Here is an 18,284-nt window from a genome sequence, read left to right on the forward strand (position 1 = left end):
ACGTCCCAACACGGGGGCGGATGGCGCTTTTTGAGGCGCCGTCCGCCCCTCGTGCGTGCCGGTGGGCGCCCCGGAGGGTCTCGTGAGCCTTCTCTCGCCTCATGCCCCTTGGTGCAAATGGCTGCAATAGCGGTGGTATCGGACGCCCGGCGTGTGGTCATCGCCCGGTCGGCGTGTAAGTTCCGGGGCCGAGAGCCATGGAAGGGACCAATCCGGTGAACAAGAAGCTCGCGGCCGCGCTGTCCGGCGGTGCGGTACTGGTACTGGCGCTGTCGGGGTGCTCGGACGACGACGGCAACAAGAAGCTGGACGACTGGGCCAAGAAGGTCTGCGACACGGCCGTACAGGCACAGTCGAAGAAGATCGCGGACGCCAACGCGGCGATCAAGAAGCAGACCGCGGACAACAGCTCGCCGGAGGAAGTGAAGAAGACCGACTCGCAGGCGTTCCAGGACATCTCCGACGCCTACAGCGAGCGCAGCGCCGCCCTGAAGAAGGCGGGCGCGCCACCGGTCGACGACGGCGAGAAGAAGCTGAACGCCGCCGTGAAGGAGCTGGACGGCCTCTCCAAGTCGTACGCGGGCCTCAAGACGCAGACCGACAAGCTCGACACGAAGAACCAGTCGGCCTTCGCGGACGACCTCGCGAAGGTCGCCGAGGAGCTGGGCAAGCTCAGCAAGAGCGAGAACACGGCCCAGAAGCAGCTGGAGGCCGGGGACGTCGGCAAGGCCATGCGCGAGCAGGACAGCTGCAAGGCAGGAAGCTCGCCTTCGGCGACCTGACGGCTCGGCAGGCCGCGGGGCCCACCGGCGTGTAGGGCTCACCGGCGTGTGGTGCTCACCGGCGTGTAGTGCTCACCGGTGTGTAGGGCTCGGCGACGCGCAGGGCGCGGTGGCCCGTAAGGCTCGGCGACGCCCGGTCCGCGAAGTGTGATGAGGGTGCCTCCTGGGAAGGAGGCACCCTTTTCGTGTCCTGCGTCCTGTGTCCTGCGTCCTGCGTACGCGCCGCCGCTCGGCTTCTAGGCGCGGACCGCCGTGGCAGCCACCGTCGTGTACCGCATCGTGAAGCCGCCCCCGGCCGCGTCCACGGCGGCTCCGACGCCCGCGAGGACCTCCTCCAGGTGGGCCGCCGGGAGGCCGGTGTGGCCTCCGGTCGTGGGCAGCTGGTCCAGCCACTCGTCCCGGGTGTAGTGCCGCTCCCAGGTGAAGCGCCACTGCTCCGGCGCGCCGAACGCGCCCGCCGCCCGCATCCCGTCGGCGGCCTTCCGGGCGAGGGTCGCGTACGCGTCCACGGCGGACATCGTCCACTGGCGGGCGGCGAGCGAGTCGGGCAGCAGGCGGCGGTAGACCCCGACGAAGGCCTCCACGAGGCCGGCCGGGGGCTCGCCCGCGTTCCAGAACACCGCGAGGCGGCCGCCGGGCCGCAGCGCGCGGGCCGCCTGCCCCGCGCCCGCGACCGGGTCCACCCAGTGCCATGCCTGGCCGGAGACGACCGTGTCGAAGGTCCGCCCGGCCGGGTCCCACTCCTCGAACGCCGTGACCTCGACCGTGAGGCCGCGCCGTCGTGCCAGGGCGGCCATCCGCGCGTCCACCTCGACCCCGAGCACCCGGCACCCGGCCGCCTGGAACTGGCGGGCGGCGATGCCGGTCCCCGTGCCAACGTCGACGACGGCGGGGCCGGGGCTCGCGGCCACGACGCGGGCCACCAGGGCCCGGGGGTAGTGGGGACGGGCCCGGTCGTAGCGGGCGGCGTCCGTGCCGAACGACTCGGCCACGTGGCGGTGTTGATGGGGCGTCGGCTCGCCGAGGGGGCCCTGTGCCGCGGGCCCCGGCGGTAAAGTGGGCATGCGCCCACTATGAGTGGGCGATCGCCCACTCGTCAACGGGCCGGCGGCCGCAAGGTCGCAAGGCCACAGAACCGCAGAACCGCAGAACCAACGGCCACAGGGGCCGCAGAAACAGAAGGGAGAGACCCGGTGCCCACAGGAGTCGCCATCCGCGACGCGCGCGAGCAGCTCTTCGACGCCGCCGAGCGCGTCCTGCTCCGGGACGGGCCGAGCGCCCTGACCAGCCGGGCGGTCACCGCGGAGGCGGGCTGCGCCAAGGGCGTGCTGCACCGGCACTTCGCCGACTTCGACGCCTTCCTCACCGAACTGGTCCTGGACCGCGTCGCCCGGGTCGACCGCCAGGCCGCGGAGCTGTGCGCGGCCGCCGGGACCGGCACCGTCGTCGGCAACCTCGCCGACGCCCTGACGGAGCTGTTCGGATCGGTCGCCGTGGCGGTGGTCGGCCTCGTCACCTCGCGGGACGAGCTGCGCGCCCGGCTGCGCCGGACGCGGCCCACCGGGGTCCCGGTGCTCGCGGAGGCCACCGCCATGGTCGCCGCGTACCTCTGCGCCGAGCGCGAACGGGGCCGGCTCGCGGCCTACGCCGACGTCGACACGCTCGCACCCACGCTGATCGGCGCGGGTCACCTGCTGTTCGCCGACCGCAAGGGCGCCGCGCCGGAGGCCCAGGCCGTCGAGAAGGTCGTGCGTACGGTCGTCGCGGGCGTCGTGCGCGGACCGCTGGCCTGAGAACGGGTCACAATGTGGGCGTGAGCCATGCCCTGCCTTTGTCTGATCGTTCCGATGTCACCGCGCGCCTCAGGGAAGCCCTCCTGGAGGCCGACTTCACCGCGGACGGACTCCTCGAACTCCTGGGGGCGTCCGCGTACGCCGCGCTCGCGCGCAGCGAGACCGTGCCCGCGCTGCGCGCCACCCGGGGCGACGGCGACCTGGAGACGCTCGTACGGCTCTTCCTGTTGCAGCGTTCCGTGCCGCACACACGCGTGGAGCGCGTTCTGCCCGTCGGCCCTCTCCTGGAGTGCGGTTGGCTCGCGGAGGACCGGGCGCCGGGCGAGGACGGCGCCCTCAAGGCCACCGTCGACGTACGCCCGTACGGGGGGCCCGCCGGTGAGGACTGGTTCATCGTCTCGGACCTGGGGTGCGCGGTCGGCGGGGCCGGGGGCATCGGCAGCCGCGACGAAGGCGTGGTGCTCGGTGTCGGCGGTGCCTCCACCACGCTCGCCGGGGTCACCGTGCGCACACCCGTGGCCAGCGCCCTCGACGTCGGTACGGGCTCCGGCATTCAGGCGCTGCACGCTGCCCAGCACGCCACCCGGGTCACCGCGACCGACCTCAACCCCCGTGCCCTGCACATCACCCGGCTCACGCTCGCGCTCTCCGGAGCGCCGGACGCGGACCTGCGGGAGGGCTCGCTGTACGAGCCGGTCGAGGGCGAGACGTACGACCTCATCGTGTCCAACCCGCCGTTCGTGATCTCGCCGGGCGCGCGGCTCACGTACCGCGACGGCGGCATGGGCGGGGACGATCTGTGCCGCTCGATCGTTCAGCAAGCGGGGGACAGGCTGAACGAAGGGGGGTACGCGCACTTCCTCGCCAACTGGCAGCACGTGGAAGGCGAGGAGTGGACCGAGCGCGTCCGCTCCTGGGTGCCGCGCGGCTGTGACGCGTGGATCGTGCAGCGCGAGGTGCAGGACATCACGCAGTACGCGGAGCTGTGGCTGCGCGACGCCGGGGACCACCGCACCGACCCGGCGGAGTACGCGGCGCTGTACGACGCGTGGCTCGACGAGTTCGAGGCCCGCAAGACCAAGGGCGTCGGCTTCGGCTGGATCACGCTGCGCAAGTCGGGCGCCGCGGAGCCGTCCGTGACCATCGAGGAGTGGCCGCACCCCGTCGAGCAGCCCCTCGGCGAGACGGTCCGGGCCCACTTCGCCCGCCAGGACTACCTGCGCGCCCACGACGACGCCGCGCTGCTCGCCGACCACTTCAAGCTCGCCGCCGACGTGGTGCAGGAGCAGGTCGGCATGCCGGGCGCCGAGGACCCGGAGCACGTCGTGCTGCGCCAGCACCGCGGCATGCGGCGGGCGACCCGCGTGGACACCGTGGGCGCGGGCTTCGCCGGCGTGTGTGACGGCACGCTCGGCGCCGGCCGCATCCTGGACGCCATCGCCCAGCTGATGGGCGAGGACCCGGTGGCGCTCAGGGACCGCACCCCGGCCCAGATCCGGCTCCTGGTGGAGCAGGGATTCCTGGAGCCGGTGGGGCAGTAGGGGCGGCCGTGCCGACCGGGGGCGCGTCTCGTACGGGCCCCGGTCGGTCACGTACGCGGCGTGAGCAACTTCTGTACGCAACGTGACGAGGGCCTGTCACCACGGGGAGCCGATCCTCCTACCCACCCGGAGCCAGCCCTTCCGCGTATGGAACCGGCCATTGTCGTCCCGCCCCGCCGCCCGTCGTTCACCCGGATTTCGTGGTTCCGCCGCCTGGGCGTGCCAGCGTCCCCAGCCGGGGCATCCCACAGGTGCCACGCAGGGGACGGCACGGGGAGGCCAGGCCATGGAGAGCGGACCAGCGATCTTCGCCGGGACGGTGTTCGCGCTGTTCGGCGCCGCACTGCTGCTGTGGACCGGCACCCGGGTCGCCCATCGCGCCCCCGTGGCGCACGGCGTGCAGCAGACCGCCGCCGCCACGCTGGCCTCGCTCGCGGGCCTCGGCGCCCTGGCCCTTGCGGTGTGGTCCTTCACACGCGTGTGAGGCCGGGCGGGCGGCGCGTCGGCCTCCGGCCCCTCGCCGGGCGCCCCGCCGTGTCCCTCCGCGTGCTCCGCGCGCGGGTGCCCCTTCCCGGAACTGGGGCTCCGCCCCCGGACCCCGGAAGCGGCCTGCGGCCGAGCGCGTAGCACGAGCGGCGGCCACTGGGCGGTCGGCGCCCGCCGGGCCGGGGCACAGTGCACGGTTCACGGCCCCGGGGCCAGCCCAGGCGGCAGGAATGGCGGTAGTCGGGTTACCGTTCGAGTGGCCGTTGCGGGCTTTTCCCGTTTGACACGGGGGCGGGATGTACCGTCACACTCCGCAGCGACAGCGCAACCGCAAGCGCAGTCGCGGCGACCCCCCAGGGGGCGCCGGGCACCGCACTGCCAACCGAGCGTCGACCGGAGAGAAGAGCGAAGTTGTCCCCGACCAGCGAGACCGCACAGGGCGGCCGCCGACTCGTCATCGTCGAGTCGCCTGCCAAGGCGAAGACGATCAAGGGCTACCTCGGCCCCGGCTACACCGTCGAGGCGAGCGTCGGGCACATCCGTGACCTTCCCAACGGCGCCGCCGAGGTCCCCGAGAAGTACACGGGCGAGGTCCGCCGCCTCGGCGTGGACGTCGAGCACGACTTCCAGCCCATCTACGTCGTCAACGCCGACAAGAAGGCCCAGGTCAAGAAGCTCAAGGACCTCCTCAAGGAGTCCGACGAACTCTTCCTCGCCACCGATGAGGACCGCGAGGGCGAAGCCATCGCGTGGCACCTCCTCGAGGTCCTGAAGCCCAAGGTCCCGGTCAAGCGCATGGTGTTCCACGAGATCACCAAGGACGCGATCCAGGGCGCCGTCCGCAACCCGCGCGAGCTCAACCAGCGCATGGTCGACGCCCAGGAGACCCGCCGCATCCTCGACCGCCTGTACGGCTACGAGGTCTCGCCGGTGCTGTGGAAGAAGGTCATGCCGCGCCTCTCGGCGGGCCGCGTGCAGTCCGTGGCGACCCGGCTCGTCGTCGAGCGCGAGCGCATCGCCTTCCGCTCCGCCGAGTACTGGGACCTGACGGGCACCTTCGGCACCGGCCGCGCCGGTGACCCGAGCGACCCCTCGCAGCTGGTGGCCCGCCTCACCACGGTCGACGGCAGGCGCGTCGCCCAGGGCCGCGACTTCGACTCCCTCGGGCAGCTGAAGAGCCAGAACACGCTGCACCTGGACGAGGCCAACGCCCGCGCCCTCGCCGCCGCCCTGGAGAACACCGATTTCTCCGTACGCTCCGTAGAGTCCAAGCCGTACCGCCGCTCTCCGTACGCCCCGTTCCGTACGACGACGATGCAGCAGGAGGCCTCGCGCAAGCTCGGCTTCGGCGCGAAGGCCACCATGCAGGTGGCCCAGAAGCTGTATGAGAACGGCTTCATCACCTATATGCGTACGGACTCCACGACCCTGTCCGACACGGCGGTCACGGCGGCCCGCAAGCAGGTCACGCAGCTGTACGGCAGCGACTACCTGCCGGACAAGCCGCGCACGTACGCCGGGAAGGTCAAGAACGCGCAGGAGGCGCACGAGGCGATCCGACCGTCGGGTGATCGTTTCCGCACGCCCGCCGAGACCGGTCTGACCGGTGACCAGTTCCGGCTCTACGAGCTGATCTGGAAGCGGACCGTCGCCTCCCAGATGAAGGACGCGACGGGCAACTCGGTCACCGTGAAGATCGCCGGCCGCACCGCCGACGGCCGCGACGCCGAGTTCAGCGCGTCCGGCAAGACCATCACCTTCCACGGCTTCCTCAAGGCCTACGTAGAGGGCGCCGACGACCCGAACGCCGAGCTGGACGACCGCGAGCGCCGCCTGCCGCAGGTCTCCGAGGGCGACGCGCTGTCCGCCGACGACATGTCCGTCGACGGCCACGCCACCAAGCCCCCGGCCCGCTACACCGAGGCCTCCCTGGTCAAGGAGCTCGAAGAGCGCGAGATCGGCCGCCCGTCGACGTACGCGTCGATCATCGGCACGATCCTCGACCGCGGCTACGTCTTCAAGAAGGGCACGGCCCTGGTGCCGTCCTTCCTCTCCTTCGCCGTGGTGAACCTCCTGGAGAAGCACTTCGGGCGGCTCGTCGACTACGACTTCACCGCCCGCATGGAGGACGACCTCGACCGCATCGCGCGCGGCGAGGCCCAGGCCGTGCCGTGGCTGCGGCGCTTCTACTTCGGCGAGGGCGAGGGCACGGGCGGTGCCGCCGACGCCGGGAACGGCGACGGGGACCACCTCGGCGGCCTCAAGGAGCTCGTCACCGACCTGGGCGCGATCGACGCCCGCGAGGTGTCGTCGTTCCCCGTGGACCAGGGCATCGTGCTCCGCGTCGGCCGCTACGGCCCGTACATCGAGCGCGGCGAGAAGGACTCCGAGAACCACCAGCGCGCCGACATCCCGGACGACCTGGCGCCCGACGAGCTGACCGTCGAGTACGCGGAGGAGCTGCTCGCCAAGCCGAGCGGCGACTTCCAGCTCGGCACGGACCCGGAGACGGGCCGCGAGATCGTCGCCAAGGACGGCCGCTACGGCCCGTACGTCACCGAGATCCTCCCCGAGGGCACCCCGAAGACCGGCAAGAACGCGGTCAAGCCGCGCACGGCCTCGCTCTTCAAGACGATGTCCCTGGACACGGTGACGCTCGCGGACGCGCTCAAGCTGATGTCGCTGCCGCGCGTCGTCGGCACCGACGCCGAGGGCGTCGAGATCACCGCCCAGAACGGCCGCTACGGCCCGTATCTGAAGAAGGGCACGGACTCGCGCTCCCTGGAGACCGAGGACCAGCTCTTCACCATCACCCTCGACGAGGCCCTGGAGATCTACTCCAAGCCGAAGCAGCGCGGCCGCGCCGCCGCCAAGCCGCCGCTCAAGGAGCTCGGCGAGGACCCGGTCAGCGGCAAGCCCGTCGTCGTCAAGGACGGCCGCTTCGGCCCGTACGTGACGGACGGCGAGACCAACGCGACGCTGCGGGCGGCCGACTCCGTGGAGGACATCACCCCCGAGCGCGGCTACGAGCTGCTCGCGGAGAAGCGGGCCAAGGGCCCGGCGAAGAAGACCGCCAAGAAGGCGCCCGCGAAGAAGGCCACCGCGAAGAAGACGGCGGCAAAGAAGACCGCCGCCAAGAAAACGACGGCAAAGAAGACGGCCGCCAAGAAGACGACGACTACGAAGAAGGCCGTCGCCAAGAAGACGGCCGCCGTGGAGAGCACCGACTAACCGTCCGGTTCGACGAGCACCGACTGACCGTCGGTTCGGCGAGTACCGACTGATCGTCGGTTCGACGCGTACCGACTGACCGTCGGTTCGACCGTTGGCCCACGCCTGCCGAGCCCCTGACCGTTCACGGCCAGGGGCTCGCGTGGTGCCGAGCGCCCCGGCGGCCTTCCGGTACTCCCCATGGGCGACGCCCGTATGTTCGGGCGTCGCCGCTGCGAAGGCCTGGCCTCCAGATAGGCTGGACGGATGACGCGTGCCGAGCAGCCACCCGCCATGACCACGGTTCCCGACGACTCCCTGGCAGCGGATTCCCGCGAACGCGCGGTGCGTGCCCTGCTGCGCGTACCGCAGCTGAAGCGGTTGTGGAGCGCGCACCTCGTCGGGAGCGTCGGTGACGCCCTGGCGCTGCTCGTCCTCGTCGTCCTCGGGCTCCAGGCGGCCATCGCCGAAGGGGCCTTCGGCGGCGGCTACCGTGGCGTCGCGATCGCCGTGACCGCCGTCTTCGGAGCCCGCGTCCTCGCGACGCTGCTCTTCGGGGCGGTCCTGCTCGGCCCGCTGACGACCCTCACCTCGCCCGACGGGCCCCTCGACCGCCGCTGGACCATGATCGGCGCCGACGGCGTGCGTGCCGCGCTCCTCATCTGCGCCCCCCTGTGGATCGTCTGGACGCCGGCCAACGCGCTCGCGCTGCTCCTGGTGACGTCCTTCGTCGTCGGCGTCAGCGAGCGCTTCTGGACCGTCGCCCGCGAGAGCGCCGCGCCCGCGCTGCTGCCCAACCCGCCGCCGGAGGGCGCCGCCGTGCGCCCGCTGCCCGACCACCTGGACGCGCTGCGGCGCCTGTCGCTGCGCACGGGGTTCGTGGCGCTGCCCCTGGCCGCCGTCGCCCTCGTCGCGGTCGGGCTCGTCAGCAACCTCCTCGGCTCGGGCGTCGACTGGTTCGAGCGGCACCAGGTGGGCCTTGCCGCGTTCGTCGCCGCCGGGCTGTTCGCCGCGTCCGGCTCGGTCGTGTACGCCATCCGGCTGCCCGGCACGCAGACGCCGCGCCCGCGCAGCCCCCTGGAGGGCCTGCGCAGGCCCCGAACGGGCACCGGCACCGACAAGGGCCGCACCGGCGCGATCCCGCTGCTCGTCGCCGCCTGCACCGCCGTCGCCGGGGCGGTCGCCGCGGCCGTCGCGGTCACCGTGCTGCACGCCAAGGACCTCCAGGGCGGGCCGGTCACGTACGGCCTGTTCGTCTTCGCGCTGACCGGTGGCACGGTCGCAGGCATCCGCCTCGCGCCCGCGCTGCTGCCCTCGCTCTCGCGCCGCCGGCTGCTCGCCCTCGCCATCGCCGTGACCGGCGTCGCGCTCCTCGCCGCCGGGCTCGTGCCGGACGTGACGAGCGTGCTGCTGATCCTGCTGCTCGCGGGCGTCGCGGCGGGCGTCGCCGCGAACACCGGGCACGCGCTCCTCGACCAGGAGGTCGAGGACTACCGCAAGGCCCGCACCACCGAGCACCTTCAGGCGGCCGTACGCCTCTTCGTGGCGCTCGCCGTACTGGTGGCGCCGCTGCTCGCGGCCGTCATCGGGCCGCACCGGATGGTCAACGGCAAGTTCGTCTTCGACCACGGCGGCGCCTCCTTCACGCTGATGCTGGTCGGCGCGCTGCTCCTGCCGGTGGCCGCGCTCGTCCTCGCCAAGGCCGACGACCGGCAGGGCGTACCGCTGCGCCACGACCTGCGGGACGCGCTGCGTGGCGGCGACGACCCGGTGCAGACGCCCGCCGACTCCGGCTTCTTCATCGCCCTGGAGGGCGGCGACGGCGCGGGCAAGTCCACCCAGGCCGAGGCGCTCGCCGACTGGATCAGGGCCAAGGGCCACGAGGTCGTCGTCACGCGCGAGCCGGGCGCCACGCCCGTCGGCAAGCGGCTGCGGTCGATCCTCCTCGACGTGTCGTCGGCCGGTCTCTCGCACCGCGCCGAGGCACTGCTGTACGCCGCCGACCGCGCGGAGCACGTCGACACCGTCGTACGGCCCGCCCTCGCGCGCGGGGCCGTGGTGATCTCCGACCGGTACATCGACTCGTCCGTGGCGTACCAGGGCGCGGGCCGCGACCTGTCGCCCACCGAGGTGGCCCGCATCAACCGCTGGGCCACGGGCGGCCTGGTCCCGCATCTGACGGTCCTGCTCGACGTGGCCCCCGAGGCCGCGCGCGAGCGCTTCACCGAGGCGCCCGACCGCCTGGAGTCCGAGCCCGCCGAGTTCCACGCGCGCGTGCGGTCCGGCTTCCTCACGCTTGCCGCCGCCGACCCCGGGCGCTACCTGGTCGTCGACGCCGCCCAGGAGCCGGAGGCCGTCACGACGGTCATCCGGCACCGGCTCGACGTCGTCCTGCCGCTCTCCGAAGCCGAGATCAAGGCCCAGGAGGAGGCCCGCCGCAAGGCGGAGGAGGAGGCCCGGCGCCGCGCCGAGGAAGAGGCGGCCCGCAAGGCCGAGGAGGAGCGCAAGGAGCGCGAGCGCCAGGAGCAGCTCGCCAAGCTGCGCGCCGAGGAGGAGGAGCGCAAGCGGCGCGAGCTGGAGGAGGCCCAGCGCCGCGAGGCCGAGCGCCAGGCGGAGGAGGCTCGGCAGCGCGCCGAGGAGGCCCGCCGCAAGGCCGAGGAGGAGGCCAGGCGCCGCGCCGAGGAGGAGGCGGCCCGCAAGGCAGCGGAGGAAGCGCGGCTGCGCGCCGAGGAAGAGGCCCGGCGCAAGGCCGAGGAAGAAGCCCGGCTGCGGGCCGAGGCGGAGGCCCGGCGCCTGGAGAAGCAGCGCAAGGCGGAGGAGGCGCTGCGGCGGGCCGAGGAGGCCCGGCGGCTCGCGGAGGCGGCCGCTTCCGCGGCGGCGTCCGCGGCGGTGACGGCCACGGCCGCGGAGGCGCCTCCGGTTCCGGCCGCGCCGCCCGCGCGTCCTGCCCCGGCGCCGAAGCCGGACAAGCGGTCCCCGTCCGCAGACCGGTCCTCTTCGGCCGGGCAGTCCTCCGCGGTGGATTCCGGCAGGCCGACCTCGCCCGACAACGAGACCACCGTGGCGACGCCGGTCGTGGACCCGAAGACGCTGGGCGCCGCCGACGAGACGGCGAAGCTGCCGCAGGCCACGCAGGGCCCGGTAGCGGGCTCCGCCGACGAGACCACCGTGCTGCCGCAGGTGACCGTGGACGGCGCCGCGGACGAGACGACCGTCCTGCCCGCCTTCCGGGACGACGCGCCTGCACGGCACGAGGCGGGCGTACGGGACGACGCGGCAGTCCGGGATGACACGGGCGTACAGGGCGAAGCAGGCGTACAGGACGAAGCAGACGTACGGGGCGACGTGTCGGACCGGGTGCCGCCCGGCTACTTCCGCGACGAGCGCGCGCACCACGCCGAGCCGGACGACCTCGGCCCGAACGACCGTACGCGCGAGCTGCCGCAGGTCGACGAGAACGGCGCCCCGCGGCGCCAGCGCTCCGAGTGGGCGGAGGAGACGCCGATGGACGACCTGCCGTCGCTCGCCGACGAGCTCCTCGGGTCGCGCGAAGGCGCGCATGAGGGGGCGCACGAGGGCGCGTACGAGGACGAGCCGGAGGACCGGGGCAAGCGCCGCCGCCGTTGACCGTGCGGCGGGGCATAAGCGCAGGTCAGCGAGTGCGCGGCCGGGGTTGTCAGTGCCGTGCCCCACAATGAGTTCCGACAGCGCGACGTGCGTTGTGACGGCGACCGCGTTCCACGGTGACGTGCGTGCGACGGCAAGGCGAAGGCGGTGACCCATGCCGGTATGGGACGACCTGGTGGGCCAGGAGAAGGTGAGCGTCCAGCTTGCGGCCGCCGCGCGCGACGCCGACGCCCTGGTCACCGCCGCCGACACCGGCGCCCCCGCACCCGAGTCGTCGAAGATGACGCACGCCTGGCTGTTCACGGGCCCGCCCGGCTCCGGCCGCGCCGACGCCGCCCGGGCCTTCGCCGCCGCCCTGCAGTGCGTGAGCCCGGACCGCGCGCTCGGCGGCGAGCCCGGCTGCGGCTTCTGCGACGGCTGCCACACGAGCCTGATCGGCACGCACGCGGACGTGGAGGTGGTCCGCACCGACCTCCTCTCCATCGGCGTCAAGGAGACCCGCGAGCTGGTCCGCCGCGCCCAGCTCTCACCCGCCGTGGGCCGCTGGCAGGTCATCGTCCTGGAGGACGCCGACCGCCTCACCGAGGGCGCGGGGAACGTCCTGCTGAAGGCCGTGGAGGAGCCCGCCCCCCGCACCGTGTGGCTGCTCTGCGCGCCCTCCCTCGAAGACGTGCTGCCCACGATCCGCTCCCGCTGCCGCCATCTGACGCTGCGTACGCCGTCGGTGGCGGCGGTCGCCGACATGCTCGTGCGCCGTGACGGCATCGAGCCCGACGCCGCCGCGGCCGCCGCCCGCGCCACCCAGGGGCACATCGACCGGGCCCGCAGCCTCGCGACGGACGAGCGCGCGCGCCAGCGCCGGGCCGCCGTGCTCAAGCTGCCGTTGCGCGTCGAGGACATCGGCGGCTGTCTGCGGGCCGCGCAGGAGCTCATCGACACGGCCGCCGACGAGGCCAAGCAGGTCGCCGAGGACGTCGACGCCAAGGAGACCGAGGACCTGAAGGCGGCGCTCGGCGCGGCCCAGGGCGGCCGGATGCCGCGCGGCACGGCGGGCGCGATGAAGGAGCTGGAGGACAAGCAGAAGCGCCGCAGGACCCGTACGCAGCGCGACAGCCTCGACCTGGCCCTGATCGACCTGGCCGGGGTCTATCGGGACGTCCTCGCGCTCCAGCTGGGCTCCCGGGTGCCGCTGGCCAACACGGAGGTGCAGGACATGCTGGAGCGCCTGGCGCGCGGCACCTCGCCGGAGTCCACGCTGCGCCGCATCGAGGCGATCGGCGCCTGCCGCACGGCGCTGGACCGCAATGTGGCACCGCTGCTCGCGGTGGAGGCGATGACGGTGGCGCTGCGGGCGGGGTGACTGTCCGCTGCCGGTGGGCAACCGCCGCCGGGAGCCGGGAGCCGGGAGCCGGGAGCCGGGAGCCGCGAGTCGCGGGTCGCGAGTCGCGAGTCGCGGGTCGCGAGTCGGGAGGCCGGGGTCGGGGCCCGTGCCGGGGCCGGGGAACCTCGCGCCGGACGGCCGACGGTCACCCAAAAGGGCACGCATGGTGATCGCGCGACACCGGAGCGTTACTCTCGCGTGATGGGAACCACCAGCCGCGCCCGACACCCCCGCCCCCCAGGTCGCCCTCGGGCGCCCCGCCGTCGCCGCGGTGCCCTCGCGCTGCTGGCCGCCGCGCTGCTCATCTCCGGCTGCTCGTCGGGCGGTTCGGGCGATCCCACGGCGAACGTCGCCCTGGCCGCGCTGCCCCGTGCCACGCCCAAGCAACTGGCGTCGTACTACGAGCAGAAGCCGCGCTGGCGCGACTGCGGAGTGCCCGACTTCGCGTGCGCGACGCTGCGCGTGCCACGCGACTACGCCGCCCCGGACGCGGGCGACCTGCGCCTCGCCGTGTCCCGCAAGCGGGCGACGGGCAAGCCCGGCGACCGCCTGGGCTCGCTCCTGGTCAACCCGGGCGGCCCCGGCGGCTCGGCGATCGACTACCTCCAGTCGTACGCGGCGCTCGGCTACCCCGACAAGGTCCGCGCCCGCTACGACATGGTGGCGGTCGACCCGCGCGGCGTGGCCCGCAGCGAGCCCGTCACGTGCCTGGACGACCGCCAGATGGACACGTACACGCAGACGGACGTGACGCCCGACGACAAGGCCGAGACGGCCGGGCTCACCGCGTCCTACCGGAAGTTCACGGCGGGCTGCGAGCAGCGGGCGGGCGGCCTCCTGAAGCACGTCTCCACGGTCGAGACGGCCCGGGACATGGACATCGTGCGCGCCGCCCTGGGCGACCGGAAGCTGACGTACGTGGGGGCGTCGTACGGCACGTTCCTCGGCGCGACGTACGCCGGGCTCTTCCCCGACCGGGTGGGCCGCCTGGTCCTGGACGGGGCGATGGACCCCTCGCTCACGGCCCGCCGGATGAACGAGGACCAGACGGCGGGCTTCGAGACGGCCTTCCAGTCGTTCGCGAAGGACTGCGTGGCGCGCGCCGAATGCCCCCTCGGCCGCAAGAGCCCCGCGGACGCGGGCCGCCGCCTGAAGGCCTTCTTCACGGACCTGGACCGCGCCCCGATCCCCGCGGGCGACCCGGGCCCGGCCGGCGGCCGCACGCTCGGCGAGGCGCTCGCCACCACGGGCGTGATCGCCGCGATGTACGACGAGTCGGCGTGGCCCCAGCTGCGCGACGCCCTGGACGCGGCGATGCGCGACCGCGACGGCTCGGCCCTGCTCGCCCTCTCCGACAGCTACTACGAGCGCGACGGCGACGGCGCGTACTCGAACCTGATGTACGCCAACGCCGCCGTGAACTGCCTGGACCTCCCCCCGTCCTTCGCCTCCCCCCAGGACGTGAAGGCCGCGCTCCCTGCCTTCAGGAAGGCCTCGCCCGTCTTCGGCGAGGGCCTCGCGTGGTCGGCCCTGAACTGCGCGTACTGGCCCGTGAAGGCCACCGGCGAGCCCCACCGCATCGAGGCGAAGGGCGCCGCCCCGATCCTCGTCGCCGGCACCACCCGCGACCCCGCCACCCCCTACCGCTGGGCCAAGGCTCTCGCCTCCCAGCTCTCCTCGGGCCGCCTCCTCACCTACGAGGGCGACGGCCACACGGCGTACGGCCGGGGCAGCCGCTGCGTCGACGACACGATCAACGCCTACCTCCTGGAGGGCCGCGCCCCCCGCACCACCAAGCGCTGCGCGTAACCCCAGCTCACACCCCTCCGCCCACCCGCGCGGAGGGGTGTACGGAGCACCCCCGGAAACTGTGTAGACTTGCTGACGTTGCTGATCGCACCATAGGTGCGGGACGCGCGCCGCCTTAGCTCAGATGGCCAGAGCAACGCACTCGTAATGCGTAGGTCTCGGGTTCGAATCCCGAAGGCGGCTCCGCTGGGACCCCAGGTCGTGTAGATCACGGCCTGGGGTTCTTTTGTGTTTGCGGGTGTAGCGCACGTGCTCGGTGGGTGGGGGTGTGTGCAGTGGACAGATCCGGGGCCTGATCCGTGTGCTGTGGCGTCATGTACGGCGGCTGTGGGGGTCTGCCTACGATGCGCCGACGACGAGAGGTGGCGCGGGATGGGTGTGGGTGGGCGCGGGGAGAGGGCGGGCGTCGGGTTCTGGGCCGTGGCTGCGGAGTGGCCGGAGCGGGTCGCGGTGGTGGACGTCGATGGCGCCACGATGACGTACGGGGAGCTGGAGCGGCGTGCGCACCGGCTGACGCGGGCGCTCGCGCGGCTCGGGGTGCGGGCGGGGGAGTGCGTCGCCGCGATGCTGCCCAACAGCCGCGCCTTCTTCGAACTGCGGCTCGCCACCGGGCAGTCGGGGCTCTACTTCACGCCGTTCAGCCATCACTTCACCGTTCCCGAGGCCGAGCACGTGCTCGTGGACAGCGGGGCCCGGGTCGTGGTGGTGGACGCGGGGCTGCTCGATGTCGCCGGGCCCGCGCTCGACGCGGCGGGGGTGCCGCCCGAGCGGCGGATCGTGTGGGGCGGCGTGGCGCCGGGCTGGGTGGCGTACGAGGAGCTGCTCGCCGCCGAGCCCGCCACGCCCCCGGCCGAGCGGCGCGCGGGCGGCGTCATGCTCTACACCTCCGGCACGACCGGCCGCCCCAAGGCCGTGCGCAGGCAGCTGTCGGCGGCGCCGCCCGGGCCCAGCCCGTACGAGCTGGACTTCATGACGCGGTGCGGTGTCGGGCCCGGGCCGTTCACGCAGCTGTGCGCTGCGCCGCTGTACCACGCGGCGCCCGGCCTGTTCGCGAACATGGCGCTCCAGCTCGGCCACACCGTCGTCCTCGCGGAGCGCCCGTGCACCGAGGACTGGCTGCGGCTCGTCGACCGGCACGGTGTGGACTTCCTGTTCACCGTACCTACCGTTCTGCACCGGCTGCTGCGGCTGCCCGCCGCTGTCCGCGAGTCGTACGACACGTCCAGTCTGCGCGCCGTCGTGCACGGGGCCGCGCCCTGTCCTGAGGACGTGAAGCGGCGCGCCATCGACTGGTTCGGGCCCGTGCTGTACGAGTTCTACGCGGCCACGGAGGGCGGGGTGACCGCCGTGACCAGTGCGGACTGGCTGGCCAGGCCCGGCACGGTCGGCCTGCCGATGGCCGACGTCGACATCCGCGTCCTCGACGAGGACGGGCGGCCGCTGCCCGCGGGGGAGACGGGCGGGGTGTACTTCCGGCCGGTGGTGCCGTTCGCGTACCACCAGGACCCGGACAAGACCCGGCGGTCTATGCGCGAGGAGTACTTCACGGCGGGGGACCACGGGTACCTGGACGCCGACGGCTGGCTCTACCTGCGCGACCGGCGCACCGACCTCATCGTCTCCGGGGGCGTGAACGTGTACCCGGCCGAGGTCGAGGCCGTGCTGCTCGCGCACCCCGAGGTCGCCGACGCGGCCGTCGTGGGCGTGCCGGACGAGGAGTGGGGGCAGCGGGTCGCGGCCGTCGTGCGGCCCGAGGCCGGTGCGGCCGCCGCCGACGGGCTCGTGGAGCGGCTCGTCACGCACTGCCGGGGCGCGCTCGCGGGGTTCAAGGTGCCGCGGGTGATCGAGGTGCGGGCGGAGGTGCCCCGGTCGGAGGCCGGAAAGGTGCTGCGGCGGGAGATCCGGATCACCGCCGAGGGGTTGTAGGTCCGGATCGCCGTCGAGGGGTTGTGGGTCCGGATCGCCGCCGAGGGGCTGTAGGTCCGGATTACCGTCGAGCGGCCGTAGGTCCGGATCGCCGTCGGGCGGTCGTAGGTCCGGATCGCCGGCGGGCGGCCGCAGTCACGTCCCCGTCGACGTCAACCACGCCGCGACGTCCGTGAGTTCGTCGCGGTACAGCCGCTCCGGGTCCGTGATCTGGGGGCGGAGCAGGCCGTCGATCTCCAGTGTGACCAGGCCGTGCAGGCGGCCCCACAGGCGCAGTGAGCGGGCGAGCGTCGCGGGGGTGAGGTCCGGGAAGGCGGCGCGCGCCACCTCCGTGAAGGCCGGGTCGAAGTCGTCCCAGGAGTACGGGGATCCGGCGTCGGCCCGCGCGGTCGCGGCGATCTCCACGATGCCCAGGCACAGTTCGTACTCGGCCTCCGTGCTGTCCGGCGTCTGCGCGTGCGGGCTGCGGCCGCTGAAGAGCAGCCGGAACTCCTGCGGGTGCGCGAGGGCCCACGCGCGGTAGGCGAGCCCGTGCGCCAGGGCGCGCCCGGCGGGCTCCCGCGCCCCCTCGCGGGCCGTGCGCAGATGTGCGGCGAGCGCGCGGTAGGCGTCGGCGGCGAGCGCCGCGAGGAGGGCCTCGCGGGTGTCGAAGTAGCTGTAGAAGGTGCCGGGCGCCATGCCCATGTCCCGCGCGATCCCGCGCAGTGCGACGGCGTCCGTACCGCCCTCCACCAGGTGTTTCAGCGCGGTGGCCTTGATCTCGGCGGTGGTCTGGGCACGGTGGCGCGCACGTCTGCTGGCGCCTTCCTTCGGGCTGGTCATGGACACCATGGTACGGCGGGCAAAGATTGAACACTGTTTGGAGTTTGGTCGGTGTTCGGCATACGGTCGTGGCGTACGGCGACGGCGCGACCCGCGCCGGCCGCCGCGTACCCACCCATGCCTTAAGGAGTGCCATGACCACGCACGCGTACGGACCCGGCCCGATCAAGGGCTACGACGTCGGCCCCCTCTCCATGGAGGCCGCGTTCACCTCGGACTTCCCGCTCGCGGACGGCGTCGGCGTGCAGGAGATCGTCGACAAGCAGGAGGTGGAGCGGCGCGTGATGGACGCGCGGCCCGGCATGTACGCGAAGTACATGCCGAGCCGGTTCGACCCGTTCGGCGGGCGGCACTTCACCGGCGGCCGGTACCTCTTCGAGACGTGGGCCGACGTGCTCGACTACGAGCGGTTCACCAGCCAGGAGCTGGAGTTCGAGCCGGGCGTGAAGTTCTGGAGCCGCCCGTTCTTCCTGGACGTGGAGCGGTACGTGTGGCGGGTCGCGGGCGCCCACAACTTCGCGCCGCTCGACGCGCACCGCGTCAGCCGCTTCGAGCGGTTCCGGTACGAGGGCGACGCCGAGGCCGCCCTCGACCGCGTCTGGGCGCGCGTGCGGGACGAGGCCGGGGCCCGGGGTCTCGGCGGCGCCTGGCTGCTGCATCAGCCCGAGCACCGCCTGATCGGCCTGCACACGATCGCCGCCGGGGCCGACGAGCTGGCGGGCCCGTCCCTGCTGGGCCCGCTGCTGCCCGCGGCCCTGCCCGCCGAGCCCGTCTTCGACCGGGTCAGCGCGGTGCTCTCGCTGTGGCTGCCGAAGTCCCGGCACGCGGGCGGCGCGCCCTCGGCGTACCCGATGTCGCCGCCGCTGCCGCTGCCCACGGTGGCTCCGCAGGAGGTGTAGCCCGCCCG

Annotated in this window: 12 protein-coding genes and 1 tRNA gene; 11 read left to right on the top strand and 2 right to left on the bottom strand. The window is 73.5% G+C overall.

Annotation, left to right across the window (positions count from 1 at the left end):
- The first annotated feature begins 197 nt into the window (after window positions 1–197).
- A complete protein-coding gene (locus IG74_RS0118435; protein WP_030677889.1) occupies window positions 198–782 on the top strand; it encodes a hypothetical protein in 585 nt (194 codons plus the stop codon).
- A gap of 236 nt (window positions 783–1,018) precedes the next feature.
- On the opposite strand, the gene IG74_RS0118440 is transcribed toward IG74_RS0118435, so the two are convergent.
- A complete protein-coding gene (locus tag IG74_RS0118440) occupies window positions 1,019–1,846 on the bottom strand; it encodes a class I SAM-dependent methyltransferase (RefSeq protein ID WP_030677892.1) in 828 nt (275 codons plus the stop codon).
- Window positions 1,847–1,975: 129 nt separating this feature from the next.
- On the opposite strand from IG74_RS0118440, the gene IG74_RS0118445 reads away from it, so the two are divergent.
- The 9 genes from IG74_RS0118445 to IG74_RS0118485 all read left to right on the top strand — a co-directional run bounded on the left by IG74_RS0118445 (window position 1,976) and on the right by IG74_RS0118485 (window position 16,555).
- A complete protein-coding gene (locus tag IG74_RS0118445; RefSeq protein ID WP_030677896.1) occupies window positions 1,976–2,575 on the top strand; it encodes a TetR/AcrR family transcriptional regulator in 600 nt (199 codons plus the stop codon).
- Window positions 2,576–2,595: 20 nt separating this feature from the next.
- Entirely contained in the window at window positions 2,596–4,116 is a 1,521-nt protein-coding gene (locus tag IG74_RS0118450) for a DUF7059 domain-containing protein (RefSeq protein WP_030677899.1), read from the top strand.
- 286 nt (window positions 4,117–4,402) lie between these two features.
- The gene (locus IG74_RS0118455; RefSeq protein ID WP_030677902.1) at window positions 4,403–4,600 is read left to right on the top strand and encodes a hypothetical protein; all 198 of its coding nucleotides are present in this window, start codon (window positions 4,403–4,405) and stop codon (window positions 4,598–4,600) included.
- 413 nt (window positions 4,601–5,013) lie between these two features.
- Complete coding sequence (topA, locus tag IG74_RS0118460) at window positions 5,014–7,833, top strand: type I DNA topoisomerase (protein WP_030677905.1); 2,820 nt, start codon at window positions 5,014–5,016, stop codon at window positions 7,831–7,833.
- Window positions 7,834–8,079: 246 nt separating this feature from the next.
- A complete protein-coding gene (tmk, locus tag IG74_RS0118465) occupies window positions 8,080–11,439 on the top strand; it encodes a dTMP kinase (RefSeq protein WP_030677907.1) in 3,360 nt (1,119 codons plus the stop codon).
- 154 nt (window positions 11,440–11,593) lie between these two features.
- Entirely contained in the window at window positions 11,594–12,799 is a 1,206-nt protein-coding gene (locus IG74_RS0118470; protein WP_030677908.1) for a DNA polymerase III subunit delta', read from the top strand.
- A 222-nt stretch (window positions 12,800–13,021) separates the two neighbouring features.
- Window positions 13,022–14,629, top strand: a complete 1,608-nt coding sequence (locus tag IG74_RS0118475; protein WP_030677910.1) for an alpha/beta hydrolase — start codon at window positions 13,022–13,024, stop codon at window positions 14,627–14,629.
- A 109-nt stretch (window positions 14,630–14,738) separates the two neighbouring features.
- Window positions 14,739–14,812 (top strand) — tRNA-Thr (locus IG74_RS0118480).
- Window positions 14,813–15,049: 237 nt separating this feature from the next.
- On the top strand, window positions 15,050–16,555 hold the full coding sequence (locus IG74_RS0118485; RefSeq protein WP_234334367.1) for an AMP-binding protein: 1,506 nt from the start codon (window positions 15,050–15,052) through the stop codon (window positions 16,553–16,555).
- A gap of 135 nt (window positions 16,556–16,690) precedes the next feature.
- On the opposite strand, the gene IG74_RS0118490 is transcribed toward IG74_RS0118485, so the two are convergent.
- Entirely contained in the window at window positions 16,691–17,377 is a 687-nt protein-coding gene (locus IG74_RS0118490) for a TetR/AcrR family transcriptional regulator (protein ID WP_030677918.1), read from the bottom strand.
- A gap of 134 nt (window positions 17,378–17,511) precedes the next feature.
- Between IG74_RS0118490 and IG74_RS0118495 the strand changes: the two genes are divergently transcribed.
- Window positions 17,512–18,276 (top strand): hypothetical protein, encoded by a 765-nt coding sequence (locus tag IG74_RS0118495; RefSeq protein ID WP_030677921.1) that lies wholly within the window; start codon window positions 17,512–17,514, stop codon window positions 18,274–18,276.
- The last annotated feature ends 8 nt before the right edge of the window (window positions 18,277–18,284 follow it).

Origin of the sequence: Streptomyces sp. NRRL B-1347 (assembly GCF_000720325.1) — a bacterium.
GTDB lineage: Bacteria > Actinomycetota > Actinomycetes > Streptomycetales > Streptomycetaceae > Streptomyces.

Bases quoted from the DNA above. Each gene is read 5' to 3' on its own strand.
- IG74_RS0118435 (WP_030677889.1), top strand. From the start codon at position 198: ATGGAAGGGACCAATCCGGTGAACAAGAAGCTCGCGGCCGCGCTGTCC.
- IG74_RS0118440 (WP_030677892.1), bottom strand. From the start codon at position 1,846: ATGCCCACTTTACCGCCGGGGCCCGCGGCACAGGGCCCCCTCGGCGAG.
- IG74_RS0118455 (WP_030677902.1), top strand. From the start codon at position 4,403: ATGGAGAGCGGACCAGCGATCTTCGCCGGGACGGTGTTCGCGCTGTTC.
- tmk (WP_030677907.1), top strand. From the start codon at position 8,080: ATGACGCGTGCCGAGCAGCCACCCGCCATGACCACGGTTCCCGACGAC.
- IG74_RS0118470 (WP_030677908.1), top strand. From the start codon at position 11,594: ATGCCGGTATGGGACGACCTGGTGGGCCAGGAGAAGGTGAGCGTCCAG.
- IG74_RS0118475 (WP_030677910.1), top strand. From the start codon at position 13,022: ATGGGAACCACCAGCCGCGCCCGACACCCCCGCCCCCCAGGTCGCCCT.
- IG74_RS0118490 (WP_030677918.1), bottom strand. From the start codon at position 17,377: ATGACCAGCCCGAAGGAAGGCGCCAGCAGACGTGCGCGCCACCGTGCC.
- IG74_RS0118495 (WP_030677921.1), top strand. From the start codon at position 17,512: ATGACCACGCACGCGTACGGACCCGGCCCGATCAAGGGCTACGACGTC.